Origin of the sequence: Pseudoalteromonas sp. TB64 (assembly GCF_000498095.1) — a bacterium.
Lineage (GTDB): Bacteria > Pseudomonadota > Gammaproteobacteria > Enterobacterales > Alteromonadaceae > Pseudoalteromonas.
In genome coordinates this window covers 23,020-49,400 of the sequence record NZ_AUTQ01000085.1, presented here as the reverse complement: position 1 = coordinate 49,400, position 26,381 = coordinate 23,020, and the positions used below count along the sequence as shown (strand labels likewise).

Sequence of the window (26,381 nt, the reverse complement as noted above, 5' to 3'; positions counted from 1 at the left end):
AAGCCAGTACGAAGTAGGCGAAGTGTGGTATTACCTAGATCGCTTTGTTGGTGTAGCGCCAACAATTGTTGAAATGAATCGCTTTAGTTCACTCGAGTTAAGTGACTACAGCCATATTGTGCTTGCTCATGGCAATTACAATAGCTTATCTGACGCTGACAAAGTGGCAATTAAAAGTTGGGTAAGAAAAGGCGGCGTTATTTGGGGTCATAAAGGTGGTGCTAAATTTTTAGCTGATCAGCAACTACTTAAAGCAAGCTACCTATCACGACAAGATGTAGCGAGTGCATTTAATACAACAGGTTTAAGTTATGGTGATAAAGATCATTTAGCAGGGCGTCAGCGCATTGCAGGTGCCATTTTTAATACGAATGTAGACTTAACACACCCACTTACATTTTCACTTAACCGCAATACATTGCCCGTATTTAAAAATAGCACGTGGCTACTTGAAGCGTCAGACGCACCGTTTGTAAATGTACTTACGTATACTAAAAAGCCATTGTTAGCGGGTTTTACCGATGCTGTTAATGTTGAACAGGTTGCTGGTGGTGCTGGCTTAATTGCGCACTCATATGGACGAGGCACTGTGATTGGTATGACCGACGACCCTGTATTTAGAGGATATTGGTATGGTACTAGCCGACTACTAAGCAATGCTTTATTTTTTGGACATACTTTTCGTGCTAATGGTGAGAGATAATAAAAAATAATAGAAGGCTCTTATTACTCCTTAAATTTAAGAGCCTTTATTAATCGTTAGAATTACTATTGATTACGAAATTTTAAATTTTCTTTAAAAGCAGTTTTATAAGCAGGCACAGCCTAATATCGAATTACGATGGGTAATCTATTTTCATGAAGTTATGAGTGTTCAGAGTCTTTATAGTGCGAGGTAATTGCATTTATTGTTCTATCACGCAGTGTATTTAGTAAAGTTGCATGAGCATTATTTAACAAATAATGTATTTATACGATGTAAAAAGTGAATTAATTTATCGACACATTTAATGGTAATGTTATATTATATCCACAATGCGCATATTTATTTTACATTCACTAAGAAGCCAAACAACACTGTTGAAATATATACTGGTGGTTTTTCTGCTTCTCAGTATATCTTCGGGTTGGCACAGCACTGTTCATGTATTAAAAACAGATCAACAATGCGAGCTATGTTTAGGTCATCTTGATTTAGAGCAGTCTATACCTGCCAAAATAACCCTTTTTGAATCTGACATAAATTATTTTTCTTTTATAACGTTAAATATTCTGCAATGCCATACTGAATTTGTTGCGATTACTGGAAATAGAGACCCTCCTACTTTTATCTAAAATTAACCTGTTAAACGTATTTTTAATACTAGCTATCGCTCGATAGCTAGTGAGTTTTAATGTGTATTTTAGAGATCACAATATGAAAAATAACTATTCTCCACTTGTTTTAGCTTTATTAGCGGCTGTAAGTAGTAGCGCGTATGCTGCTGAAAAAAACATTCAAAAAGATGAAAGTGATATTGAAAGAGTGCTGATCACATCATCTCCGCTAAAGCGCACAGTGCTTGAGTCGAGTACGCCTGTGACCATTCTTAGCGGTGAGGCATTAGATCAAAATCAAGCTGCAACGCTAGGAGAAACCTTAAAAAACGTACCTGGCGTACACAGCTCTTATTTTGGTCCTGTTGCGAGTAGCCCTATTATTAGGGGTTTAGATGGACCGCGAATTAAGGTTGTACAAAATGGATTAGGTGCATCTGATGCGTCGCGAGTAGGTCCAGATCATCAAGTTGCAACAGAAACCTCAACAGCAACTCAAATTGAGGTTTTAAGAGGACCAGCAACCCTTTTATACGGGAGCGGTGCGATTGGCGGTGTTGTAAATGTAGTTGATAACCGCTTGCCATCTGAAAAGCAAGAGGGGTTAAGTGGAGAAGTATTTGCACAATACGACAATGTTGCTGATGCAAAAACAATCTCAACAGATTTAAATGCAGGCTCAGGAGATTTTGTATTTCATATAGATGGTTATAACCGCAGCACCGACGATTATAAAATTCCTGTACCGGCTGATATAGATGAGGACGGCGGCAGTACTACACTTGCAAATTCAGCTATTGATTCAAGTGGTTATAATCTTGGTACTGGTTGGATAACTGATGATAACCGTGTTGCATTTGCATACGGACATATGGAATCAGAGTATGGTTTGCCAGGCGAAGAGGGTGTGTTTATTAAATTAAATCAAGACCGCTATCAAGGCGTTGTTGATTGGAATAATTTAGATGGTTTTATTAAATCAGTGCATTGGCAAAATGCTTATACTGATTACGAACACTCTGAGATAGAGGGCACTGAAATTGGCACAACTTTTAAAAATGAAAGTATAGAATCTAGATTATGGGCTGAACATGCGCCAGTTTATGGATGGAAAGGAGTTGTAGGTCTGCACTACAACAAAAGTGATTTTGAAGCTATTGGCGAAGAAGCTTTTACACCACCGACTAAAACAGACAGCATTGCTGCATTTTTAATGGAAGAACGAGAAGTAGGCCCTCTTTTATGGCAATTAGGTACTCGTGTTGAGCAACTAACGCATAATGTAGATAACGATTTCTTTTCTGATCTTAGTCCATCAAATACTATTTCATTCGATAACAAAGATTACACCGCTGTATCTGGCTCAGCAGGGGTTGTTTGGAGTATAAACAACAATCACTCTTTAGCCTTTAATTATGCTTACTCACAGCGAGCCCCATCGGCATCAGAGATGTTTTCATATGGACCTCACATTGGATCTGGCACTTATGAAATAGGTGGCGTTTTTGAGCTCAATAGCGACAATGGTCAATATAATGTAGTTCAAACCGGTGAAAGCATGGATAAAGAGGTCTCGAATAATATAGACATTACTTATCGCTATAATGCAGACACATGGAATGCCAGCGTTAGTGTGTTTAATAATGAGATTAATAATTATATTTTTGAAGATTTTACAGATTTAGTTATCAGCGATGGTGCCTTTATCACATCAGCTGACTTTGAGGAGCAAGTTGCTATATCAGGTGAACCAGATGAAGAAACAGATGGTTTACCTGTTGTTTTGTTTTCGCAGCAAAACGCACGCTTATACGGCTACGAAGCACAAGTTGATTGGCATTTAAATGATGACTGGCGCTTAGAAGTATTTACTGATTATACACGTGCTAAATTAGATGCAGGCGGTAATGTACCAAGAATGCCGCCAATGAGGTTTGGCTCATCTGTGCATTACGAGTATGGAAATTGGCATACTGAAGTAGAAGTTATCCGAAATAGTAAACAAGATAAAATAGCCGAGAATGAAACTAATACAGATGGTTATACTATGCTTTCTGCATCAGCTAATTATTACTTAGATTTAGGTGATGTTGATATGACAATATATATCAAAGGCGATAATTTAACGGATCAAGAAGGGCGGGTACATTCTTCATACTTAAAAGATGAAGCACCTTTACCTGGTCGTTCAGTTAGCTTGGGTGTAAGAGCTCGCTTTTAATCGTTAATAACTAACCATTAAAATCACTAAAGCAAGTGAGTCGCTATAAAGGGTGATACTTACTTGCTTTAAATAGGTGTTAAACACGTTACAAAGGCCCAGACTTGTTTAGCACCTGCTTTTTTTAATGCGCTAGTCGCAGCATTGAGTGTGGCACCGGTGGTCATAACATCATCAATAATAGCGACAGTTTTGCCGCTCATATCTTTTGTACATATAAATGCATTTTTAAGGTTTTTAATACGCTTGGCTTTAGATAGCTTAGATTGTGAATATGTTTTTTTACTACGCACAAGCGCATTGTTCGATGATAATAGGCCTGATAAACACGGTTGCCAAACCTGTGTTACTTGATTAAATCCACGATTTAGAAATCGACTTTTGTGTAATGGTAAAATAATAAAAATATCAGGTAAAACAGCCTCATGAATAAAAAACTGCACTAATTGCTTTTGTATTACTTGCTGTAATGCTTTTTTATAATGAATTTGATTATTAAATTTTAGTTGTTTAAGCCACTGTTTAAATGGGGATTGATAAAATGCACATGCAAATAACTTATCAAACTCGCAGTTAGGAAACATCTCAATAATATCGGGGCGATGCAGTAAGTTAGTGCGCTCACTTAAATCAAACAATGGTAAGTCTTCTAAGCAGTAATTGCATAAGCCTTGTGATGCATTAATGATGTTTTCGCATTGCACGCAATAAGATGGGAAGAGCCAGTCAAAAATAGCTTTTTTCATTGGTTAACACCGCACATTGCAATCATCTTTTTAATCGTTATTATGAGCCTAAGTTTGGTCAAGATTATGCAAATATGCAAAACGAGTTAGTATTATTACATGGCTGGGGAATGAATCAGGGGGTGTGGCAGTTAGTACAACCTGAGCTTGAATTTTTATATTCAGGAGAAGTGCGTAGCCTTGATTTACCAGGGTTTGGGAATAGTGTTACCTGCCCGAACCCTTATACATTACATGATGCGGCAGTACTTTTAAGTGACCAACTAAAACCACAATCTATTTTAATGGGTTGGTCGTTAGGTGGGCTATTTGCATTGTATATTGCTAAGCATTGGCCTGAAAAAGTATCAAAAGTAATATTGGTTGCATCAACGCCATTTTTTGCAGAGCAAGAAAGTTGGTTCGGAATAAAAGAAAAAGTACTCGCGCAATTTAAAGAACAATTAGTTAATCACCCTGAAAAAACGATTGAACGTTTTTTAGCTATTCAAGCAATGGGTAGTGAATCTGCTCGCGATGACATAAAGCAACTTAAACTACTGCTAAAGCAATACAATCCACCAAAAGACGAAGCGTTGAGTGGTGGCTTAGATATATTACAAAATGAAGATTTACGAGAATTATTTGCAAGTTGTCCGGTCTCTATTAAAGCTGTATTTGGTCGTTTAGATGCCTTGGTGCCATATAAAGCAATTACAGAAATGGCAGCCCTAAATGCTGAGTTTGAGTACGTAATACTTGATAAAGCGTCGCATGCGCCATTTATTTCTCATAAAAGTGAGTTTTTATCTATCGTTAAATCAATGTTTTAAAATTGAGGTAAGAATTGCTCGGTTTAAAGCTTTATTTTGTGCATAACCTGAGCGATAATTAAACAATGTTTATTTGGTGGAGGCTTTAATATGCCAATCGGATCTGTATTTAATAACGGTGTTGAAGGGTTTAATCGTGCCAGCCAAGGTATTGAAAAAGCCAGCGCAGAGATTAATCGCGCCAATATTGAGGAGCAAGACGATGCGCAATTAGCGCAACAACGTCAGCTCACTGCAGCACGTCCAGAGGAAGCCATTACAGCACCTGTCGCACAACCTGCACGTATTGATGAAGCGCTTGTAAACTTAAAAGTTGAAGAGTTTAATGCTAAAGCCAATACGCAATCGATTCAAACTGCCGATGATGTTCTTGGCACGCTAATAGACATTAGAGTTTAATATAATGAATATTGTCACGCCATTTCCGTCTATTAATATAAACACCGCAAATGTTTATACGGAAACCGCACGTCGTGACAACCAACTGCGTGAAGTTATTCCTGCGCCGGCACCAAGCAGTGCCAGCAATACAGAAACCAAAGCACAAAGCGATGCTGAAAAGGCAAAGTTACCAGGCGGTGGTGATGGCGTAACGTATAATGCGACTGGGAAAATAGCAGACGAAAAAACTGTTCAGCAACGTGATGAAGAATCAGAAAATTCAGAAGCCTCTGAGCAAGAAGCCGAAACAGTTGAAAAACAGGAATCTGAACAAGAAGAGCAACTTTTAAAGCAAGAACAATCACAAATTAAAGAGCTCAAGGCTCGTGATACTGAAGTAAGAGTACACGAGCAAGCACATGCTGCTGTAGGTGGGCAGCATGCCGGTTCGCCTAGCTATGAATATCAACGTGGTCCCGATGGTACTAACTACGCAGTTGGCGGAGAGGTACAAATAGATGTATCTGAAGTCCCAGGCGATCCACAAGCAACTATAGATAAGATGCAAACGGTGCGCGCTGCAGCATTAGCGCCTGCTGAGCCCTCGGGAGCAGATCGCTCTATTGCTGCTAATGCGACACAAAAGCTAGCTGCAGCCCAAGCTGAGCTAGCACAACCTGAAAGTGAAGAAGATGACGCAAATAATAAAGTCGAAGCTTCATTTTCTAGTGACGAAAGCAGTGATACTAAAACAGCTAAGAGTGATGAGAAACTACGAGATGTAGATGTTGAGGCACGCGCTGGACGTATTGCTAACTTTTATCAAATGGCAACATCACCTGCAAATCAAAGTGGCTTTTCGGCACTGAGTTAATTTAGCTTCGATAAATTTAATAAAATTGTGATTAAAAAAACCGCTTACGCGGTTTTTTTGTTTTAGTTATTGCTTGTTACTTTAAGTAACCTGAACTTTGAATAATAAACCTAAATATTATTACGGTTTAATATGGAATAACTCTATTGCTCAGAGTTCAGGTTAATTATTACTTTTTCACTTTAGCGTTTGCAAACGCATCAGCAAATGCATTGCCCATTAAAGCATTACTGCTATCACGTTTTGGCTTTGCAGCGCGAGGTTGTGAGTTATTAGTGCGCGCTTGTGGTTTTTGAGCTGATGGAGCTGCTTTATTACTGGTATCAATATCGTCATCTAAGCGCATAGTAAAGCTTATGCGTTTACGCGCTGCATCGACTTCTACTACTTTAACTTTTACTATATCGCCAGCTTTAACTACTTCGCGCGGGTCTGATATAAATTTATTAGTAATAGCTGAAATATGCACTAAACCATCTTGATGAACGCCTACATCAACAAAAGCACCAAAGTTGGCAACGTTAGAAACCACACCTTCTAAAATCATACCAGGTTTTAGGTCACTAATTTTTTCAACGCCGGCTTTAAATTCAGCTGTTTTAAATTCAGGGCGTGGATCTCGACCTGGTTTATCAAGCTCAGTAATAATATCGGTAACGGTAGGCAAACCAAATTTTTCGTCGATATAATCGTTAGCAGCTAATTTATTTAAAAAGTCGCTGTTACCAATTAAACTATTTACATCAACGCTATTGTGCTCGCAAATACGTTTAACTATAGGATAAGCCTCAGGGTGAACCGATGAGTTATCTAGCGGATCGCTGCCATTATTAATACGTAAAAATCCAGCTGCTTGTTCAAAAGCTTTTGGCCCCAAACGCTCAACTTTTTTAAGTTCACTGCGTTTAGAAAATGAGCCGTTAGCATCGCGATAATTTACAATATTTTGTGCTAATGTTTTGTTTAAACCAGAAACGCGTGTAAGCAGTGGTACAGACGCCATATTTAGGTCTACACCAACAGAGTTTACACAATCTTCTACTACTGAGATAAGGCTTTGCCCTAATTGGCTTTGCGATACATCATGCTGGTATTGACCAACACCAATTGATTTAGGTTCAATTTTAACAAGCTCTGCAAGAGGGTCTTGCAGGCGACGAGCAATAGACACGGCACCGCGTAAAGATACATCTAAATCTGGAAATTCATTAGCAGCAAGTTCAGATGCAGAATAAACAGATGCACCAGCTTCACTTACCATAATTTTATTTAGTTTAAGCTCAGTATTTGCCTTCATTAGTTCGGCAACTAACTTATCTGATTCGCGAGATGCAGTACCATTACCAATGGCTATAAGCTCAACCTTATGTTGACGACAAAGCTGCTCTAATGTGCGAACTGATTTATCCCAGTGATTCTGCGGCGCATGCGGGAAAATAGTCTGTGTGGTTAGTAATTTACCTGTGCTATCGACTATCGCGATTTTACAACCAGTACGTAAACCAGGATCAAGACCAAGTGTAGTACGAGGACCCGCAGGGGCTGCCATTAATAAATCTTTTAAATTTTTAGCAAAAACATCAATTGCGCCAGTTTCTGCTTTTTCGCGCATAGCTGCAAAAAATTCATTTTCGAGGTGTAAACCTAATTTAATTTTCCACGCCCATTGCACAACACTTAATAGCCAAGGGCTTGCCGCTTTATATTTAATATCTAAACGATAATGATCTGCAATCATTTGAGCACACAATTGAGCTGAATTTTCAGAACTTGGCTCAGGGTTCACACTTAGCTGAAGTATGCCCTCATTACGCGCTCTTAACATTGCAAGGGCTCGGTGAGAAGGGACCTTTTTAAGAAGCTCTTGATGCTCAAAGTAATCTCGATACTTTGTACCAGCTTGCTCTTGCCCTTTAATTAGCGAGCTTTCAATAGCGCCATTTTGACTAATGTGACTTCTAAACTTAGCAAGTAGCTTTGCATCTTCAGCAAAGCGTTCCATTAAAATAAACTTAGCACCATCAAGCACTGCTTTTGTATCAGCAAAGCCTTTTTCAGCATTAATAAATTGCTCTGCTTGTTGTTCAGGGTCTAGGTTTGCATTGTTAAATAACTCATTTGCAAGAGGCTCTAAGCCTGCTTCAATTGCTATTTGACCTTTAGTGCGACGTTTTGCTTTATAAGGTAGGTATAAATCTTCAAGCTCAGTTTTACTTTGCGCTGTATTTATATCGTTCTTTAATTCTGGAGTCAGTTTTTTTTGTGATTCGATGGTTGATAATATAAAGCTACGACGCTCTTCTAGTTCACGTAAATAAGATAAACGTTGTTCTAAAAGACGTAATTGAGTGTCGTCTAAACCACCGGTTACTTCTTTTCTGTAACGGGCAATAAAAGGCACTGTTGAGCCTTCATCAAGTAACTTTGTTGCCGCAACAACTTGCTGTTGCTGTGCATTTAGCTCAATGGCTAAACGTGCAGAGATATCGCTCATGCAAAAACCTTTTTAAACAAAAATAAGACCAGTTAACACAGTTAACTGATACGACTAATTGCTTGAATAATATCACACGAGGTAGTAATAAAAAGTAATTAAAGGCTCTTAAAGCAAGCTATTTTACTTGCTTTAAGATGTTGCAATGAAGGGGGGAATTATAAGGTGTGAAGAGCCCCTAGTGAGGGTGCTCTACGTTTTCTAGTACTTCACTGAATGAGTTAGCTATTGGTGTAATGTGTACAGGAATTTGTAGTGTTCTGGCAATTTGTCTTGCTGAAACTAACCCACATATTTCATTATTCGCTGTTGTTACCAATAAAAACATCACACCTTGATGCTCCATTGTTTGCAGTGCATCACCAATACATGCGTGGCTTAGGCTTTGCATGCTAACACCCATTAGCTGGCTTATTGGCGTCATAATATGACGTAAGCTCACTTCTTTATGTGGTGAGTTTAGGCGCTGTGCAATTATAGCTATTTTAGAGCTTTGCAAATCTGCACTTGAAACAATACCAATCAGCTTATTAGCATCATCAGTTACTAATATAAAATCAGATTTTTGAGTGCTTATTTGTTTAAGCGCTTCTTCAATCGTTGTTTCGTGTTGTGCACGAATAGGCGTTTTTTGAGTAAAGTTGTTTACCATTTTTAATGCCGGAGATGTTAAATCAATTAACGGTTGATCTTCAGCAAATGTGTTAGCAATAACGCCATGAGAAATGTTTTGAGCACGTAATTCTTTAAAGTTAGACATATTAGTCACCTATAATTATAAAATTTAATCAATGTTTAAAAATAATGAGTTAAATTAAATTACTAGGTGGTCCACGCTGATAAGCAGTGCTAAAAGGTCTGGTTAAAATTAAACTAGTGTAAAAAGAGTTTGTATCTTTAGGGAGTGGTTGAGGCGCCGTAAAGGAAATAACATTAACGTGAGAATCTACGTCAAAGTCTAGGTTAGCTTGGTCAGGAATATCACAAGCAATAAAATGATTTGAAACCGTTACATGGTCTAAATTACTTTCTTTGGCATTGGCGTGCAGGGTTAGACTTACACCCATTAAAAGTGCAAACAATACGGCATTACTTAATATGCGCTGTACTACGTTTGACATAACCATTACCTTAACTAATCTCAAACTAAAAAATTATAGCTGGAGTAAATTCACTTATAGCGTATTGTTTTAATTTACACAATAGAAAGTTAACATGATCTGAATCAAAACAGGTTATTTATTTTTTTGGTAGTGAATGCTATTTATATACCACTCTTTTTTTCCTTGAGGTGTCATTACCTCAAACTCGTCATCAACCTGCTTTTTAATCAATGCACGCGCCATAGGTGAGTCGATAGAAATATAATCTTTACGATCGTAAATCTCATCGGGTCCCACTATTCTAAATTTTTTAGTTTCAGCTTCTTCATTTTCTATTTCTACCCAGGCGCCAAAAAATACTTTTCCGTCTTGCACTGGAGAGTAATCAATAATTTTTAAATCAGGGATTCGCTTACGCAAGTAGCGTACGCGACGATCTATTTGACGAAGTAATCGTTTATTGTATTGATAATCAGCGTTTTCAGAGCGATCTCCTAAGCTTGCTGCCCAACTCACTATTTTTGTAACTTCTGGACGTTTTACGTTCCATAATTGGTCGTGTTCTTGTTGCAGTTGTAAGTAGCCTTCGCGGGTAACTAAATTTGTTTTCACGGTATATTCTTCTCAAACTCTAATATTGGGCACGGTATTAAAATTAGTGAAACTTGTCGAGTTTAAAATTTATAGCGTGGTAATAAGTGTTTTTGAAATGTTCAGTAACAATCTAAGCGGGTAATTAGTTTTTGATTATTAAGTTTTTCATTTATATTAACTATTAACTGGATATAAAAAATAAGAAATATAAAAATGGGACACGAAACCACAAAAGTATTAGTTGTTGATGACGATATGCGTTTACGTAGCTTGCTCGAGCGTTACTTAGTCGAGCAAGGTTTTATTGTTAGAACAGCAGGAAACTCGGAGCAAATGGATAGACTTCTTGAGCGTGAAAACTTTCACTTAATGGTTCTCGATTTAATGCTTCCTGGCGAAGATGGCTTGTCTATTTGTCGTAGGTTACGTCAAAAAGAAAACGAAATTCCTATCGTTATGTTAACTGCAAAAGGTGACGAGGTTGACCGTATTATTGGTTTAGAACTAGGTGCAGATGATTACATTCCTAAACCATTTAATCCTCGGGAGTTATTGGCCCGCATTAAAGCTATTTTACGCCGCCGCGCAAAAGAAGTGCCTGGTGCGCCAGCTGCTGAAGAAAACTTAATCGCTTTTGGTAAATTTACCCTTAACTTAGCAACACGCGAAATGAGTGAGGGTGAAAAAGTTATTTCACTGACTAGTGGGGAGTTTGCCGTACTTAAAGCACTTGTATCGCACCCTCGAGAGCCGCTTAGTCGCGACAAGTTAATGAACTTAGCACGTGGACGTGACTACAGTGCTCTTGAGCGAAGCATTGATGTACAAGTATCTCGATTACGCCGCATGATTGAAATAGATGCTGCTAATCCACGGTATATTCAAACCGTATGGGGTTTGGGTTATGTGTTTGTTCCTGACGGTGAAAAGTAACTTATATGGGATTTTTTCCGCGTAGTGCGTTTGGAAAAACTGTTTTTTTGGTAGCTGCTTTATTACTTATAAATCAAATAGTGTCTTACGTTACAGTAAGCTTATACGTTGTAAAGCCGACTATTGAGCAAGTTAATTTAATGCTAGCTAAGCAAATAAAAACGGTATTTATTGACTGGGAAGATGGCGTAGAGATAAACGATGAGATTTCAGAAAAGTTTTTTGAAATAACAGGTATTGAAGTAATGACCCAGCGTGAAGCTATGCGTAGTGGGCTTGGGCAAACTCGTGAATACTCAGGATTATCGCGAAGTATGTCTGAGCAATTAGGTGGTTTTTCACGGGTACGTATTAGCCAAACAGGCCCGCTTATATATTGGGTAGAAGCACCACAAGCACCAGGTTATTGGGTAAAGGTACCGTTAACCGGCTTTAAAGAAAATAACTTAGAGTTTTTAACTTTTTACTTATCAAGTATCGGTTTTTTAAGTGTGCTGGGTGGGTGGTTATTTGCAAGGCATCTCAACAGACCATTAAAAGCGTTGCAACAAGCCGCAGTAAAAGTAGGTAAAGGTGACTTTACCACTAAGTTAGCAGAAGAAGGTTCAACAGAAGTAATTGCGGTAACACGTGCATTTAATCAAATGTCGCGCGGTATTGCGGCACTTGAAAATGACCGCCGTTTATTAATGGCTGGNCTGGTGTGTCTCATGATTTACGTACACCGCTTACACGTATTCGTTTAGCTACCGAAATGATGGCTGATACAGATGACTACTTACGTGAAGGCATTATTTACGATATAGAAGACATGAACGGCATTATTGATCAGTTCATTGAGTATTTACGGCACCACAAGCGTGAAGAGGTAATCTGTGAAGATATAAATGGCTTAATAGCCGAAGTTGTACATTCAGAGCTACAGCATCAGCGTTTAATTACTTTTAAGAGTAATCCGAACATAACTAATATTCCGCTAAGTATAGTGGCTATCAAGCGTGTTATAACGAATATGATAGGAAACGCGCGGCGTTATTCAGAGGGTGATATTGAAGTACTTAGTTACTACAACTCTAATAAAAAGTACGTGGTTGTTGAAGTAAAAGATAATGGCCCTGGCATTCCTGAGAGTGAATTAGAGTCTGTGTTTGAACCATTTAAGCAAGGTGATGCAGCGCGCGGCAGTGAAGGTAGTGGGTTAGGGCTCGCTATTATTAAACGCATTATTGATATGCACGATGGTAAAGTGAAGCTTTCTAATCGACCGGAAGGCGGCTTAAGCGCAAAGGTTTATTTACCAATTAAAATTAGCAGTTAATATAAAAGCCATCGTTGACTAAATTTACGGATGGCTTTTTTTTTTATAAAATAAATATAATTTATATATTAAAGAGCTTTGAAGCGAATCGCGGTGCCGCCACTGGTGGCGAGATTAAGCGTTAGTTTATCGCTTGCAGTTACAATACGCTTCTCAATAGTTAGATCGTATGGATTATTTTTCCATTCTGCATTTTTACCATCTTTATAAATTTGCGCTTCAAACTTCTTCCCTTGTTCTAAAAAGTCTAGTTTCACCTCAATAGCACGTGCTTTTTCGTCGGTAACTGCACCTAAGTACCAATCATTTCCTGTATATTTATTACTTTTACGCTCTTTGCGTGCAAATACAATAAAGTCGCCTACTTCGCCATCAAGAGCAATACTTTGCTGCCAATCTGTTGGTACGTCTTGAATGAATTGAAACGCATCGGGCTTAGCCAAATAGTTTTTAGGTAAGTCGGCAGCCATTTGAATTGGGCTATACAAAACAACATAAAGTGCGAGTTGTTTGGCGAGTGTGGTTTGTGGGCGGTTTGTATCGCCTCCTAAACCATTAAAGCTCATATCAAAAATACCTGGCGTAAAGTCCATTGGTCCTGCAAGCATGCGGGTAAAAGCAAGCATTGGTACATGCTCTGGTGGGTTAGGTGGTGAACCCCATGCATTGTATTCTTGTCCGCGTGCACCTTCGCGCGCAATCCAGTTTGGATAAGTACGGCGCAGGCCTGTATCTTTAATTGGCTCGTGAGTATTAATGCTAATTTTATGTTTAGCTGCAAGTTTTACGTTATAAAGGTATTCGTTAACCATAAACTGGCCGTCATGCCATTCGTGGCGAGCAATACCGTTTTTGTCTATACGTTTTATATTTCCGCCATCGGCTACATAACCTGTTTTTACTTGGCTTACGTTTGATTTTTCGTAAAGAGCAAAAGCACCTTCCATTTGGTCACGGTAGTTGCTTACATTACCTGATGTTTCGTGATGACCAATGAGTTGTACGCCTTTTTCTTTGCCGTATTGAGTAAGCGCTGCTATATCAAAGTCGTCGTACGGTTTGGTAAAGTTAAATACATCGCCATTAAAATACCAATCGCCATCCCAGCCAATATTCCAGCCTTCAACGAGTACGCCATCAAAACCATACTGCGCTGCAAAATCCATATAGTATTTTGTGGTTTGCGTAGTGGCGCCGTGTTTTTTACCGCTACCCCAAGTTTGCGTGTTTATATGCATACCCCACCAAATACCCACGTATTTGCCAGGCTTAACCCACGACACGTCACCGAGTTCATTAGGCTCGTTTAGGTTTAGTATTATATCTGAATTAACTAAGCCAACAGCGCTGTCGGCTATTTGAATGGTGCGCCATGGTGTTTTAAAAGCACCTTGTTTTTTAACGGCAACACCATCTGACCACGGCGTTAAATCGGCAGTGAACGTACCAGAGCGACGCTGATTTAGCACCATGCCTGCATAATCAACAAGTGCGGCTTCATGAATACTAATATGAGTACCGTCACTTGTTTTAAACGTAAATGGTGTGTGAGCTAGTGAAGCTTCGTTAAGTGGAGTGGTGTTGTAAACATATTCGTAGCGGTTCCAGCCACGAGCAGGTATCCACCATGCTGTTGCATTATGGCTATTGTTTATTGCAAATTCAGTCAACTCTTTGGTTATTTCTGTATGTTCGAACCCGGCTTGTTGTGGTACTTCGTACCTAAAACCTACACCACTATCAAATGCTTTAAATCGAATTGTGTAGGTGCCTTTATTTGGCTCGTTTTTTGTAAAGGTAACGGCTACTTCGTTATATTCGTCAACAACGTTTTGGCGCTCGCCCCAGGGTTGTTGCCACTGTGTATTAACGCTTTGTTGTTCAATGCTTTTAATTTTAAAACTGTCGCTAAAGGCCGCTTGTGTTTTAAATTCAAACCCCAGTAAAGATTTGTTTATAACCGCTTTGTTTTTAAATTTTATTGCGTAGCTAGGCGTGTTGGTTTCGTCAGAGATGCTTACTGTTATTTGTGTGTCTGGCGATTTTAGCTCTACGGTTTGTCCGTAGCTATTACTAGCAAAGGCTAAAAGCACAAGTGCTGGTATTCTCATGGTGTGTCCTTAGATGAGTCGGTGGTGACATCTAAGGATAATGACTGTTGATGATTAATACGACTGCTTACATACGTATTCAATGTTTTAAAAAATAGAAAGAATTTGGTGGCTTAATCGGTCTATAATGTAAATAAATTGATAATAGCGACAAGAAAATGATAAAAAGCTTACTTTATGTATTTTTACTAAGTGTTAGTACTGGAGTTTTTGCAGCAAATATTACAATTAAAAATGCTAATAATGACCCATTACCTAATGCTGTTGTATGGCTAACTGCAGGAGACCCCTCTAGCGTTATTCCTCCTGAAGCACCTTATGCGATGACCCAGCAAAATCGAGAATTTAAGCCACGTATTTTAGTTGTCCCACAAAATGCAAAGGTAGAGTTTCCGAATGCGGACTCAATCATGCATCATGTTTATTCATTTTCTAAAGCCAAAACGTTCGAATTAAAGCTATATAAGGAGCACCCAAAAGCGCCCATTACTTTTGATCAAACGGGTGTTGTTGAGCTTGGCTGTAATATTCATGATTGGATGTTAGGTTATATAGTGGTGGTTGATAGCACTATTTTTGCGATTACAGATGAAGCCGGAAAAGTTGATTTAACAGCGATGGCAGGCGAGTACACACTTAGCGTATGGCACTCAGGGTTTGGTGATATAAGTAATGTTGAATCTGAAGTGGTATCTGTAAGCTCAAAACCGCTTACCTACAAAATTAAGCAAACTATAACCGAGCAAATTGATTTTGCTACGGATGAATTTGATGACTATTAATAACTTGCTAAAGCTGACTTTTTTAAGTTGTATTGTACTTTTTAGTAATACGCTGAGCGCACAAGTAAGAGGTTTATTGCAAGTTAGGGCTGTACAAGGCGATGACATACTGAGCTGGCAAGAAGGTGGCGTTGGATTGTATCGGCATGATAGTAAAAGCGATGAGCTTATTTTATCGCAAGGTATTTTAGATTTTAATATAGATTTAGCATCTAACTGGTCGGCTCATGGGGTGTTAAATCTTAATCAGGCTCCTGATGTTGGCTTAGGTTTTACGCAAGCTTATGTAAAGTATCAACCGCTATCTAATAGCAACTATAAATGGCATGTGCGTGTAGGGGGCTTTTACCCACTTATGTCTTTAGAAAATCCAGACATAGGTTGGACTTCTCCTTATAACTATACAAACTCAGCTATTAATAGCTGGATAGGAGAGGAGTTACGTACTGTTGGCGCTGAGGTAACTATTAAGCGCTCAGCTAAACGTTTCAACAGCGCACATAGCTTTAGCTTTGTAGGCGCTACATTTAAAGGCAATGACCCTGCGGGTACCTTACTCGCGTGGCGTGGTTTTGCACTACACGATAGGCAAACAACATTTAACGAAGGTGTTAAATTTGCACCTGTCGCGTCATTAAATGAATACGCGCTACGCTGGCAAGCTAATCAAGTTTTACCGTTTGAAGAAGTCGACGGTCGCTTTGGTTATTATGCCGGTGTGCATTGGGATTACTTAAAAAAGTCACAATTTCGAATTTATTATTACAACAACAATGGCGACCCAACTAAGCTTAATATTAGTTCGGGGCAGTATGCATGGGATACCCGTTTTACTAGTGCTGCTTGGTTATATAAGTTTAATAATAAAACACGCTTTATAGCACAAGTGTTAAATGGTAAAACCGAGATGGGTGATAATAAACTAATAGATAATGCATTTTATAGTCACTATTTAATGCTGAGCCATAAAGAAGGTAAAAACAGAGTTTCGTTACGTTACGACTATTTTGAAGTAACCGATAACGACATTACTCCATATGACCCTAATACTAGCCATGGCGAGGGGGTAACGGCCACGTGGCGTTACAATATTAATAAAAAGGTTCAGGTAGGAGTTGAAGCTTCTGCGCTTAAAAGCTTTGCTGAAAATAGAGCCGCAATAGGTTTTAATCAACGTACTTCGCAACAACAAGTAATGATAAACGCTCAGTGGCGTTTTTAAAGTATAAAAAAGGGAGCGTTTAAACGCTCCCTTTTTAGTTTTACAAATTATGTAAATTACTTTTTATCGAATGCGCGTTTCATATAGTTAGGTGTAGCGAGTGCACCATGGTGAATACCGTTGTTGTAGTATTCGCTATGTTGCGCAATATTTGCAGCTGCATCTTCTCTAAAACCGTCAAATGCTTGTGATTTACGTGCAAGTGTTACCGACCATAAACCGCTTGGGTAAATTGGCTGCGGGAATGGCAATGTTTGTAAATCGTTAAAGCCTACGCTTAACATAGCTTCGCGCATTTCAACTAATAATGGCATATGCATAAGTGGCGATTCACTTTGCTGTACTAAAATACCACCTGGGCGCAGTGCATCTAAACAGCTAGTGTAAAACGCATGGTTAAATAAACCTTCCCCAGGACCTACTGGATCTGTGCCATCAACAATAACAACGTCAATAGATTCGCCAGCTGCTTCGCGCATGTATTTAATGCCATCGTCAAACATAACCGTTGCACGAGGATCGTTATTAGATTCGCAAAGTTCTGGGAAGTATTTTAACGACATTTGCGTTACTACTTCGTCTATATCTATTTGCGTCACAGTTTCTACGCCTGGGTGTTTTAACACTTCACGTAATGTACCGCAGTCGCCGCCGCCAATAATAACCACGTTTTTAGGGTTTGGGTGCGCTAAAAGTGCAGGATGGCTGATCATCTCATGATAAAAGAAGTTTTCTCGGGTTGTAACCATAGTACACCCGTCGATGATCATTAAATTACCAAAGTCTGTGGTTTCAAACATTTCTACCTTTTGAAAAGGAGATTGTTTTTCATCTAACTTTTTATTAATACGTAATGAAAATGCGCTGCCATCGCGGTCGCTAATTTCAGTAAACCACTTACTTTGATCTAAATTTGCCATAGTTACTATTACACTTTTTAGGTTGAGTATGAAAAAGGGGCAATTTTGCCAGTGCTTGGCGTATTGCTCAATGACATTTTAACTGATTTGACGAATAAAGTTAGTTAGGAGTGAGTGAAAGTTCAATTTTTGTTAGCCTAGTGGATAGTGACGTATTAAAATGCGCCTTTATACCTAATTGACTAAAGAAGAGTTGCCATGACCTGGGGTTTAGAAACAGCACGCGCTACTTATAACGTTGCTCATTGGAGCGATGGTTATTTTGATATTAACGCACAAGGCGAACTGGTGGCTTACCCAGATGGCGACCAAACAAAAGCCGCAATTTCTTTAACGCAATTAACTGAGCAGTTTAAACAACAAGGTTTAACGTTGCCGGTTTTAGTGCGCTTTACCGATATTTTAAAAAATCGTGTAGACACGCTTACTAATGCATTTACTCAAGCACGAGCAAATCGTGAATATAACGGTAAATACACCTGTGTTTATCCAATTAAAGTAAATCAGCAGCGCTCTGTTGTGAGTAAATTATTAGCGCATCCAAGTGGGCTTGTAGGCTTAGAAGCCGGCTCAAAGCCAGAGCTTATGGCTATTTTGGGTGTAGCAAAAGAGCCAATCACTATTGTGTGTAACGGCTATAAAGACAGTGAGTTTTTACGCTTAGCATGTATTGGTCAAGCAATGGGGCACAGTGTAAAAATTGTTGTAGAAAAGCTTTCAGAACTTACCACGCTACTCGAAGAAATCGACAACCTAGGTATTGAGCCAGCTATTGGTATTCGCATTCGCTTAAACTCAGTGGGCAAAGGCAAGTGGCAAAACACGGGTGGCGAAAAAGGCAAGTTTGGTTTAACTGCAGGGCAAGTGCTTAGCGCAGTTGAAGTACTTAAAAAGCATAATAAATTGCACTTAATGCAAATGGTACATTTTCATATTGGTTCTCAAATTGCCAACATTCGTGATATTCACCGTGCTTTGCGTGAATGTGCGCGTCACTTTGCTGAGCTTACTCAATTAGGTGTGCCACTTAACACCGTTGATGTTGGCGGTGGTTTAGGCGTTGATTATGAGGGCTCAGGCTCACGTAGTGCGTGTTCAATGAATTACACCGTTGAAGAATATGCGCGTAATGTAGTAAATGCATTTGCAGAAGTGTGCGATCAACATAACCTTACTCATCCAGCTATTATTACCGAGTCGGGCCGTGCTTTAACCGCGCATCATGCGGTATTAATTACGGATGTTATTGATGTAGAAAAAGCGCCTAATCATTTAAACCCAGAAGCGCCTGTTAAAAACAGTGCATTAGTACTTGATGAAATGTGGCAATGTTTGCAGCGTTTAAATCCGCGTATGGCATTAGAGATTTATCATGATGCTATGCACTTATTTAGCGAAGCGCACGATCAGTACGTGCATGGCTTAGTAAGCATGTTAGAGTGGGCGAAAATAGAGCAGCTTTACTTTACTATTTTACACCGCGTACGTGCATCACTTAGTAATAACGCACGTGCTCACCGTGAAGTACTAGACGATTTAAACGAAAAGCTTGCCGATAAACTCTTTGTTAATTTTTCATTATTTCAGTCGCTGCCTGATGTGTGGGGGATTCAGCAGTTATTTCCTGTTATGCCAATCGAAAACTTAACTCAGCCACTTACTCAGCGCGCGATTATTCAAGATATTACCTGCGATTCTGACGGGCAAATTCGTGAATACGTTGAAGGTGCTGGTATCGAAACTAGCTTACCGATTCCTGAGTATAAACATGGTGAGCAATATCATATTGCCATGTTTATGGTTGGTGCATACCAAGAAATTTTGGGTGATTTACATAACCTATTTGGTGACACCGATTCAGTACATGTAGAGCTTAACGACGATGGTTATGTGTTAACCAATGCTATAAAAGGTGATAGCGTTAAGGATGTATTAAAGTTTGTTGACTATGATAGCGACATTTTAGCGGACAACTTTGCACATCAAATTAATAAACTTGATGTATCTGCACAATGTAAAGAAGGCTATTTAGCTGAGCTTAATGCAGGGCTAGAAGGCTACACCTATTTTGAAGATTAATGGTGTCATCATTAATTATTCTTAATTTAGGTTAATTACGTCACTAAGTATAAGAAAAGCGCAGTAATAGATTACTGCGTTATGTTTAAAGGAAAAGAAGTAATGTCAGTTATCCGCAGTGTATTTAGTATTATTTTTTACACAATAAATACTCTTTTTTGGTTTGTGCCCATTTTCATTTGCGGGCTTATAAAGCTTATTCCTATTAAGCCGCTACAAAAGCTGATGAGCTGGGCGGCCAAGCAATTTGCAACTATTTGGGTTACTTTTAATAGCTTAAACCAAAAGTTATTTACTCCAACTAAACTAAATGTAACAGGGCTTGAAGATCTTAAATTAAAAGATTGGTACTTGGTTATTGCAAATCATCAAAGCTGGGTAGATATTTTAGTGTTACAGCGCGTATTTAATCGCAAAATTCCATTCTTAAATTTCTTTTTAAAGAAAGAGCTTATCTACGTGCCAATTTTAGGTTTATGTTGGTGGGCGCTTGATTTCCCATTTATGACCCGCACTAGCAAAAGCCAGTTAAAAAAGAACCCAAAGCTACGTGGAAAAGATTTAGAAACAACGCGTAAAGCGTGTGAAAAATTTAAAGAAATGCCGGTAAGTGTGGTTAATTTTGTTGAAGGTACTCGTTTTACTGCGCAAAAATATGAGCGTCAAAGCAGTCCGTTCCCACATTTATTAAAACCAAAGGCGGGCGGTATCGCTTTTGTTATGCAAGCAATGGGCGAGCAAATTACTAAAGTAGTTAATGTAACCATCCATTACCCTGATGGCATTCCTACGTTTATGGATTTTGCTGGTGGTAAGGTAAAGAACATTAATATACACGTTGAAGTAAGACCTGTAAGCGAAGAGCTAATTGGTGATTACACGGGTGATTCTGAATTTAGAATACGCTTTCAAAGCGAGTTAAACCGTTTATGGGAAAACAAAGAGCTAACGTTACAAGAGCTTGAGAATAACCATAAATAAAAAGTAATAAACGAGTTACTGATAAGTACTTTAAGTAAATTAAATTATGTATCGCTTATTAGCTGCGATATATGGGTATTTCGTTTATAAAACGGTTAATTAAAACGGTAAAGCATTTAGGCATTATTTTCAAAATATATGAGTGAGTTGTAAGTTACTAAAAATATACAACTCACCAATATTTATAAACAGCATCCCACACATGAACCTAAAATCAGTAAGGAAATTGAATTTCTATGACCAATACACACTTGCAAGAGCTAATTGCTCCTTGGTTTGAAAAAGTACCCGACGCGGATTTTCTTAGCTCTATTACTGCAGTAGCAATTGGGGTCGTGTCGTTATTAGTACTGTATTTATTTACTCGTCGTTTAATGTTGCCTGGCATTCAAAAAATAGTGACGAAGCTTTCTCCTGAGCGTATTGGCGCGCTTTCTCCTATGCTTAATAAGCTAAACAAACGTATTGCAGGAATGCTGTGTTGTGTATTGTTTCTAGCTACATTTGATAGCGTATACCCAGTTAATGAAATTGCAGGAGAAATACTCAAAACGATAGGGCAAGCTTTGCTCATTATTTATGTTGGTTTTATTTTTAGTAGTATCGTGAGTATTGCGGGCACTATTTATAATCAATTAGAGTTTGCACGTGAAGTTCCTATTCAGGGCTTAATTCAGGTTGTTAAGCTAGTCACCTTTATAGTGTGTGCTATTTTAATAGTTAGTATTTTTCTTGAAAAGTCACCTACTTATATACTCTCTGGTTTTGGTGCGATTGCTGCGGTTACGTTATTAGTATTTAAAGACACTATTTTAGGTTTTGTAGCGAGTATTCAAATAGCAGCAAACCGCTTAGTAACCTATGGTGATTGGATTCAAGTAGAAAATTACGGCGCTGATGGCGAAGTAATTGATTTGGGTTTAAACACGGTAAAGGTACGTAACTGGGATAACACTATAACCACTATTCCCACTTATATGTTAGTAGCGGGCTCGTTTAAAAATTGGCGCGGAATGCAAGAGTCGGGCGGTAGACGTATTAAGCGGTCGCTTAATATAGATATGCACAGTATTTGTTTGGTGAGTGACGAATTTAGAAAACAAATTGATGCGGCTATTCCGCTGCATGACTACATTCGAGTGACGACATTACCCGCTCAGGTTTCTAATTTAGGGCTGTTTCGCCGTTATGCGGAAGGCTATTTAAAACAGCACAGTAAAATTAATACGTCGCTTACGTTAATGGTACGAGAGCTACAACCACTAAACCATGGTTTGCCTATTGAGTTTTATTGCTTTAGTGAAGATAAACGCTGGATTTCGTACGAGCACTTACAGGCCGAGATAATGGACCATTTGCTTGCGGTGTTACCGGTGTTTGGTCTTAGGGCATATCAAAGTGTAAGCGGGCAATTAAGCCCACCGAGTGAGCAACAAACAGATAAGCCAACATTTAGAGTGATGGCAAATAGTGTTGCAAAAGACCCACAGCAATAAATAAAGCTAAGAGCCACCAAATAGGTGGCTTTTTAAATCGCAGCCATGCAAATGTAATTATTACTAACGCAACTTGCCAAAGATTATGCACCGCTGATGTCCAAATTGGCGAATACAGTGCAGCCGCTAAAAAACCAACTACTACTGCATTAAGTGCAGCTATTGAACTTGCAAAACGTGGTTTGTTTGCCAAGTTAATCCAACTCTTCTGAAACGCCAGTATAAGTAAAAAACCAGGCATAAATATAAGCAGTGTAGCTATAAAAGCACCTACTAATGGTTGCTCAGTGGTAAGTTGTGCGCCTAAGTAAGTAGCAATAGTAAACATAGGTCCTGGCACTGCCTGTGCACTGGCGTAAGCACTTAAAAATTGATCATCACTCAATGCTGGTACGCCGGCTTGAAGTACTGGTAGTACTACGTGACCACCACCAAACACCATTGCACCTGCTTGGTAAAAAGGCGCAAATAAAGCAAACTCTTGACCAAGCGGAATAAAGCTAACACCAAGTAGAAGCGCAAATAACCCCAGAGCAATCCAGTTAATATTACTTTTTTTGCTACTAATATCTTCCGTGGCTGTACCAAGTTTTAATAAAGGCCATATAGCACCTATTGCTGCAGCAATTATTAAAATAGCGATTTGAGTGCCTAGCATTGGTAATAACACCAAAGCAAGTGTACTCATTACAGCAAGTAGCTTAAGTGCGGTACTTGTACAAAAGCTTTTAGCCATACTAAGCGTTGCATCAGCAACTATAACAACGGCAAATAACTTTAAGCCTGCAATAATAGCAAAGTAAATAGCGTCAAATTGATGAGCACTAACCGCAAGTAGCACCATTATTAAAAACGAAGGCAGAGTAAAGCCTACAAATGCAGCTATACCACCCAGTACACCAGCACGCTCAACGCCAATTGCAAAACTAACTTGGCTAGAGCCAGGACCTGGTAGGGCTTGGCTTAAGCTAATAAGTTGTGCGTAACGCGTGTTAGTAAGCCAATTTAACGAGTCTACAAAGTGGCGTTTAAAGTAACCTAAATGTGCAGCAGGGCCACCAAAGCTCATACACCCTAGTAAAAAAAACTGTCTAAAAATAGCAATTAACATTGAGCCAATATCCTTTGTAAAGTTCATTAAATTGTCACAGGGGAGTATGACATTTTTATTAAAATGGCACATTAGTTTAGGGTATGCTTAACTATCGAGCTAGATGCGTTGCTTTTAACACTCTCTTCATAGTTTGTTCATACATGTATTTGCATACTCTTGCTAAATTCTTAATGAATAGGTATCACCATGACTTTAACTAAATCACTTTTAAGCGTAACCGTAGTAGCTTTGTTGCTTTCTGGTTGCGAAATGAATAACACAGGTAAAGGTGCCGCTATTGGCGCTGCAGCCGGAGGTGTATTAGGTAAGGCTACGGGTAATCATAAAGATAAACGTATTTTTATTGGTGCAGCTATTGGTGCACTTGCTGGCGCAGCTGTTGGCGACTACATGGATAAGCAAGAAGAAGCATTTCGTGATGAGCTAGCAGGTTCGGGTGTTGAAGTAGTACGAGAGGGTGATAACTTACGTTTAGTTATGCCATCAAACATTACTTTTGCAACGGATCAGTCTTATATTTCATCAGGCTTTAACGATACGTTAAACGCGATTGCTAAAGTAATGAACAAGTACGAAAAAACCTACCTTAGTGTAGAAGGGCATACCGATAGTACAGGTAAAGATAGCTACAACATGAACCTATCGCGTGAGCGTGCACAAAGTGTGAAAGACTACTTAGTGAACCAGCAAATTATGGCTACACGAGTTAGTACTATGGGTTATGGCGAAACACGCCCAATTGCGACTAACGATAGTGCAAATGGCCGTGCTCAAAACCGTCGTGTAGAAATCCAAATAGTGCCAAATACCGAAGGTTAGGGTTCTTGAACCTTGCAAATTTAACCTTGAAAGGTCAACAGACCCTAATCCTTATTAAACTGTAATTCACACAGTTTTTGATACAACGGGTTACTTGCTAATAACGCTTGGTGAGTACCTGTTGCTATGATTTCTGCATTTTCCATTACTACAATTACATCTGCATGTTTTACTGTTGCCAGCCTATGGGCAATTATTAACGTTGTTCTGTTTTGCATTAAATGCTCAAGTGCAGCTTGTACATGTTGCTCACTTTGCGCATCCAGCGCGCTGGTGGCTTCATCAAGAAGAAGTATTTCAGGGTCTTTTAATATGGCACGTGCAAGCACAATACGCTGCTTTTGCCCACCCGATAACCTCACACCCTGCTCACCTAAAAAGCTGTTATAACCTTGCGGTAGCTGTTTGATAAATTCATCGGCATGCGCATATTTTGCTGCGGCATAAACTTGCTCGTCGGTTGCATTAGGGTTGCCATAACGAATGTTATGCATTACATCGGAGCTAAATAAAATAGGGTTTTGCGCTACCATGCCCATTTTATTGCGCAGAGTATTAAGCGATAAATCTTTAATGTTTACATCTTTAAATTTAATGGCTCCGCTAGCCGGATCGTAAAATCGCTGTAGTAATTCAAATAACGTTGTTTTACCTGCGCCAGAGGGACCAACAATTGCCACTGTTTGACCTTGCTCAATCGTTAAGTTTATTTTATTAAGCGCACTCACGTCTGGACGAGAAGGATAGTTAAAGCTTGTATTTTCAAGCGTAATAGCAGGGCTGTTAATGTTTTGCAGTAAGTTATCGTCTTGTGGATCTAATGGGTTTTCTATCTCACTTTTAACAGCAAGTAACTCAAGTAACCTTGCCGCAGCACCAGCTGCACGTTGTAGTTCGCCATATACTTCAGCAACGGTTGCCACCGACATTGCAACCATAATAGCGTAAAACACAAACGCACCTAACTCACCACCTGTCATGGTGCCTGCAAGTACGTCGTTACCACCTACCCATAACATAGCGCTAATAGCACTAAAGGTTAAAAAAATCACCACAGCTATTAAAAATGAACGTTGCTTAATACGTTTTTTAGCAACGTTAAAGGCTTTTTCGGTCTCAAGTGCAAAGGCATGTTGTTCTTGTTCTTCATGGCTATAGCTTTGCACTACTTTGATGTTTTGTATGATTTCTCCGGCATAGGTACTTATGTCGGCAATGGCATCTTGGCTAGAGCTTGCTAGTTTGCGTACCTTGCGACCAAATATCATCATAGGAACAAGTACCAGCGGTACACAGGCTACAACCACTAAAGTAAGTTTTAAATTAGTAAATAGCAGCATAGCTAAGCCACCAATCAACATAAGTACACTGCGCAGCGCCATAGAAAATGATGAGCCGATAATTGATTGCAGTAATGTGGTGTCGGTGGTTAAACGCGACATAAGTTCGCCACTGCGGTTTTCTTCAAAGTAGCTAGGGTGTAGCGTTACAATGCGATTAAACACTGCTTTTCTAATATCGTTACTTACCCGCTCGCCAATCCACGACATTAAATAAAAACGGCTAAAGGTACCTATCGCTAATAAGCTGATTAAACCAATGAGTACCAGCACAGCTTGCTGTAATTGATCTTTAGAGCCTGCAATAAACCCATGATCAATAACAAACTTAACACCTTGCCCCAACGACAAATTAACACCCGCAGTCACTAACAGTGCAGCTAGCGCAGCTACTACCATCCATTTGTAAGGTTTTATAAAAGCAAAAACAGGTAATAAGCTGCTAAAAGCTGCTTTTTCGGATACAGAGGTGTTTTTTGACATAGTGGATTCTTTTTAAAGGTTAAGGTATAGATATGGCATCATCGGATTAAAAATCAATAGTATTAAATATCATCAATAAGGAATTGTTATGACAACAAAAATAATAAGTGGTGAATTTATAGTGTCTTTAGCGCCAATAGAAGGTTACGTCAAAGGGCAGCAAGGTATTCACTATTACGATTTTGACTACGTGTTTGAAAGTAAGTAAAGCTTGGTATAGGTTTTAGTATTCGAATCTCAA

20 protein-coding genes and 2 pseudogenes are annotated in these 26,381 nt (G+C 39.0%); 13 read left to right on the top strand and 9 right to left on the bottom strand.

Features of this window, described 5'->3' with window-relative positions; translation table 11 throughout:
* Both L647_RS0105555 and L647_RS0105550 read left to right on the top strand, forming a co-directional pair.
* Nucleotides 1–703: pseudogene (locus tag L647_RS0105555) on the top strand (peptidase M14); the annotation flags it as partial.
* A gap of 714 nt (nucleotides 704–1,417) precedes the next feature.
* The gene (locus tag L647_RS0105550; protein ID WP_024610288.1) at nucleotides 1,418–3,538 is read left to right on the top strand and encodes a TonB-dependent receptor; all 2,121 of its coding nucleotides are present in this window, start codon (nucleotides 1,418–1,420) and stop codon (nucleotides 3,536–3,538) included.
* 68 nt (nucleotides 3,539–3,606) lie between these two features.
* On the opposite strand, the gene L647_RS0105545 is transcribed toward L647_RS0105550, so the two are convergent.
* A complete protein-coding gene (locus L647_RS0105545; RefSeq protein WP_024610287.1) occupies nucleotides 3,607–4,284 on the bottom strand; it encodes a ComF family protein in 678 nt (225 codons plus the stop codon).
* A gap of 74 nt (nucleotides 4,285–4,358) precedes the next feature.
* On the opposite strand from L647_RS0105545, the gene bioH reads away from it, so the two are divergent.
* The 3 genes from bioH to L647_RS0105530 all read left to right on the top strand — a co-directional run bounded on the left by bioH (nucleotide 4,359) and on the right by L647_RS0105530 (nucleotide 6,351).
* Entirely contained in the window at nucleotides 4,359–5,096 is a 738-nt protein-coding gene (gene bioH, locus L647_RS0105540; RefSeq protein ID WP_024610286.1) for a pimeloyl-ACP methyl ester esterase BioH, read from the top strand.
* Nucleotides 5,097–5,186: 90 nt separating this feature from the next.
* The gene (locus tag L647_RS0105535) at nucleotides 5,187–5,495 is read left to right on the top strand and encodes a hypothetical protein (RefSeq protein ID WP_024610285.1); all 309 of its coding nucleotides are present in this window, start codon (nucleotides 5,187–5,189) and stop codon (nucleotides 5,493–5,495) included.
* Nucleotides 5,496–5,499: 4 nt separating this feature from the next.
* Nucleotides 5,500–6,351, top strand: a complete 852-nt coding sequence (locus L647_RS0105530) for a putative metalloprotease CJM1_0395 family protein (protein WP_024610284.1) — start codon at nucleotides 5,500–5,502, stop codon at nucleotides 6,349–6,351.
* A 169-nt stretch (nucleotides 6,352–6,520) separates the two neighbouring features.
* Here the strand turns inward: L647_RS0105530 and L647_RS0105525 are convergent, their stop codons facing one another.
* From L647_RS0105525 to greB, 4 genes are all read right to left on the bottom strand, one after another.
* The gene (locus L647_RS0105525) at nucleotides 6,521–8,845 is read right to left on the bottom strand and encodes a Tex family protein (protein ID WP_024610283.1); all 2,325 of its coding nucleotides are present in this window, start codon (nucleotides 8,843–8,845) and stop codon (nucleotides 6,521–6,523) included.
* Between the two features lie 178 nt (nucleotides 8,846–9,023).
* The gene (locus L647_RS0105520; protein WP_024610282.1) at nucleotides 9,024–9,605 is read right to left on the bottom strand and encodes a CBS domain-containing protein; all 582 of its coding nucleotides are present in this window, start codon (nucleotides 9,603–9,605) and stop codon (nucleotides 9,024–9,026) included.
* 49 nt (nucleotides 9,606–9,654) lie between these two features.
* On the bottom strand, nucleotides 9,655–9,966 hold the full coding sequence (locus L647_RS0105515) for a hypothetical protein (RefSeq protein ID WP_024610281.1): 312 nt from the start codon (nucleotides 9,964–9,966) through the stop codon (nucleotides 9,655–9,657).
* 114 nt (nucleotides 9,967–10,080) lie between these two features.
* On the bottom strand, nucleotides 10,081–10,560 hold the full coding sequence (gene greB, locus L647_RS0105510) for a transcription elongation factor GreB (protein ID WP_024610280.1): 480 nt from the start codon (nucleotides 10,558–10,560) through the stop codon (nucleotides 10,081–10,083).
* Nucleotides 10,561–10,755: 195 nt separating this feature from the next.
* On the opposite strand from greB, the gene ompR reads away from it, so the two are divergent.
* The gene (gene ompR, locus L647_RS0105505; protein WP_024610279.1) at nucleotides 10,756–11,475 is read left to right on the top strand and encodes a two-component system response regulator OmpR; all 720 of its coding nucleotides are present in this window, start codon (nucleotides 10,756–10,758) and stop codon (nucleotides 11,473–11,475) included.
* Nucleotides 11,476–11,480: 5 nt separating this feature from the next.
* Nucleotides 11,481–12,793, top strand: a pseudogene (gene envZ / locus L647_RS01000000123690) (two-component system sensor histidine kinase EnvZ).
* Between the two features lie 68 nt (nucleotides 12,794–12,861).
* Here envZ and L647_RS0105495 read toward each other — a convergent pair.
* Nucleotides 12,862–14,904 (bottom strand): glycoside hydrolase family 97 protein, encoded by a 2,043-nt coding sequence (locus tag L647_RS0105495; RefSeq protein ID WP_024610278.1) that lies wholly within the window; start codon nucleotides 14,902–14,904, stop codon nucleotides 12,862–12,864.
* 158 nt (nucleotides 14,905–15,062) lie between these two features.
* On the opposite strand from L647_RS0105495, the gene L647_RS0105490 reads away from it, so the two are divergent.
* The gene (locus tag L647_RS0105490; protein ID WP_024610277.1) at nucleotides 15,063–15,686 is read left to right on the top strand and encodes a plastocyanin; all 624 of its coding nucleotides are present in this window, start codon (nucleotides 15,063–15,065) and stop codon (nucleotides 15,684–15,686) included.
* Nucleotides 15,676–16,908, top strand: coding sequence for a hypothetical protein (locus tag L647_RS0105485; RefSeq protein ID WP_024610276.1), 1,233 nt, complete (start codon nucleotides 15,676–15,678; stop codon nucleotides 16,906–16,908). Before L647_RS0105490 ends, L647_RS0105485 begins: the two co-directional genes overlap by 11 nt.
* Nucleotides 16,909–16,964: 56 nt before the next feature.
* Here L647_RS0105485 and speE read toward each other — a convergent pair whose 3' ends face one another.
* Entirely contained in the window at nucleotides 16,965–17,828 is an 864-nt protein-coding gene (gene speE / locus L647_RS0105480) for a polyamine aminopropyltransferase (RefSeq protein WP_024610275.1), read from the bottom strand.
* Nucleotides 17,829–18,026: 198 nt separating this feature from the next.
* Here speE and speA point away from each other — a divergent pair, with 198 nt between their 5' ends.
* The 3 genes from speA to L647_RS0105465 all read left to right on the top strand — a co-directional run bounded on the left by speA (nucleotide 18,027) and on the right by L647_RS0105465 (nucleotide 22,384).
* Nucleotides 18,027–19,907: a biosynthetic arginine decarboxylase gene (speA, locus tag L647_RS0105475; RefSeq protein ID WP_024610274.1), complete on the top strand. Its 1,881-nt coding sequence runs from the start codon at nucleotides 18,027–18,029 to the stop codon at nucleotides 19,905–19,907.
* A gap of 102 nt (nucleotides 19,908–20,009) precedes the next feature.
* Nucleotides 20,010–20,888 carry an acyltransferase gene (locus L647_RS0105470; protein ID WP_024610273.1) on the top strand — a complete coding sequence of 293 codons (879 nt, stop codon included), beginning with the start codon at nucleotides 20,010–20,012 and terminating at the stop codon, nucleotides 20,886–20,888.
* A 236-nt stretch (nucleotides 20,889–21,124) separates the two neighbouring features.
* Nucleotides 21,125–22,384 carry a mechanosensitive ion channel domain-containing protein gene (locus L647_RS0105465; RefSeq protein WP_024610272.1) on the top strand — a complete coding sequence of 420 codons (1,260 nt, stop codon included), beginning with the start codon at nucleotides 21,125–21,127 and terminating at the stop codon, nucleotides 22,382–22,384.
* Here L647_RS0105465 and chrA read toward each other — a convergent pair.
* Nucleotides 22,341–23,495, bottom strand: coding sequence for a chromate efflux transporter (gene chrA / locus L647_RS0105460; RefSeq protein WP_024610271.1), 1,155 nt, complete (start codon nucleotides 23,493–23,495; stop codon nucleotides 22,341–22,343). The two genes, L647_RS0105465 and chrA, sit on opposite strands and share 44 nt — an antisense overlap.
* Before the next feature lie 189 nt (nucleotides 23,496–23,684).
* On the opposite strand from chrA, the gene L647_RS0105455 reads away from it, so the two are divergent.
* The gene (locus tag L647_RS0105455) at nucleotides 23,685–24,317 is read left to right on the top strand and encodes an OmpA family protein (protein ID WP_024610270.1); all 633 of its coding nucleotides are present in this window, start codon (nucleotides 23,685–23,687) and stop codon (nucleotides 24,315–24,317) included.
* A gap of 44 nt (nucleotides 24,318–24,361) precedes the next feature.
* Here the strand turns inward: L647_RS0105455 and L647_RS0105450 are convergent, their stop codons facing one another.
* Nucleotides 24,362–26,140, bottom strand: coding sequence for an ABC transporter transmembrane domain-containing protein (locus L647_RS0105450; protein ID WP_024610269.1), 1,779 nt, complete (start codon nucleotides 26,138–26,140; stop codon nucleotides 24,362–24,364).
* Nucleotides 26,141–26,381: the final 241 nt, after the last annotated feature.

Coding starts and splice junctions, on each gene's coding strand:
- L647_RS0105450 (WP_024610269.1), bottom strand. CDS start 26,140: ATGTCAAAAAACACCTCTGTATCCGAAAAAGCAGCTTTTAGCAGCTTA.
- L647_RS0105520 (WP_024610282.1), bottom strand. CDS start 9,605: ATGTCTAACTTTAAAGAATTACGTGCTCAAAACATTTCTCATGGCGTT.
- L647_RS0105495 (WP_024610278.1), bottom strand. CDS start 14,904: ATGAGAATACCAGCACTTGTGCTTTTAGCCTTTGCTAGTAATAGCTAC.
- L647_RS0105530 (WP_024610284.1), top strand. CDS start 5,500: ATGAATATTGTCACGCCATTTCCGTCTATTAATATAAACACCGCAAAT.
- L647_RS0105485 (WP_024610276.1), top strand. CDS start 15,676: ATGACTATTAATAACTTGCTAAAGCTGACTTTTTTAAGTTGTATTGTA.
- bioH (WP_024610286.1), top strand. CDS start 4,359: ATGCAAAACGAGTTAGTATTATTACATGGCTGGGGAATGAATCAGGGG.
- L647_RS0105550 (WP_024610288.1), top strand. CDS start 1,418: ATGAAAAATAACTATTCTCCACTTGTTTTAGCTTTATTAGCGGCTGTA.
- L647_RS0105535 (WP_024610285.1), top strand. CDS start 5,187: ATGCCAATCGGATCTGTATTTAATAACGGTGTTGAAGGGTTTAATCGT.
- L647_RS0105545 (WP_024610287.1), bottom strand. CDS start 4,284: ATGAAAAAAGCTATTTTTGACTGGCTCTTCCCATCTTATTGCGTGCAA.
- L647_RS0105490 (WP_024610277.1), top strand. CDS start 15,063: ATGATAAAAAGCTTACTTTATGTATTTTTACTAAGTGTTAGTACTGGA.
- speA (WP_024610274.1), top strand. CDS start 18,027: ATGACCTGGGGTTTAGAAACAGCACGCGCTACTTATAACGTTGCTCAT.
- L647_RS0105470 (WP_024610273.1), top strand. CDS start 20,010: ATGTCAGTTATCCGCAGTGTATTTAGTATTATTTTTTACACAATAAAT.
- ompR (WP_024610279.1), top strand. CDS start 10,756: ATGGGACACGAAACCACAAAAGTATTAGTTGTTGATGACGATATGCGT.
- speE (WP_024610275.1), bottom strand. CDS start 17,828: ATGGCAAATTTAGATCAAAGTAAGTGGTTTACTGAAATTAGCGACCGC.
- chrA (WP_024610271.1), bottom strand. CDS start 23,495: ATGTTAATTGCTATTTTTAGACAGTTTTTTTTACTAGGGTGTATGAGC.
- L647_RS0105455 (WP_024610270.1), top strand. CDS start 23,685: ATGACTTTAACTAAATCACTTTTAAGCGTAACCGTAGTAGCTTTGTTG.
- L647_RS0105515 (WP_024610281.1), bottom strand. CDS start 9,966: ATGTCAAACGTAGTACAGCGCATATTAAGTAATGCCGTATTGTTTGCA.
- L647_RS0105525 (WP_024610283.1), bottom strand. CDS start 8,845: ATGAGCGATATCTCTGCACGTTTAGCCATTGAGCTAAATGCACAGCAA.
- L647_RS0105465 (WP_024610272.1), top strand. CDS start 21,125: ATGACCAATACACACTTGCAAGAGCTAATTGCTCCTTGGTTTGAAAAA.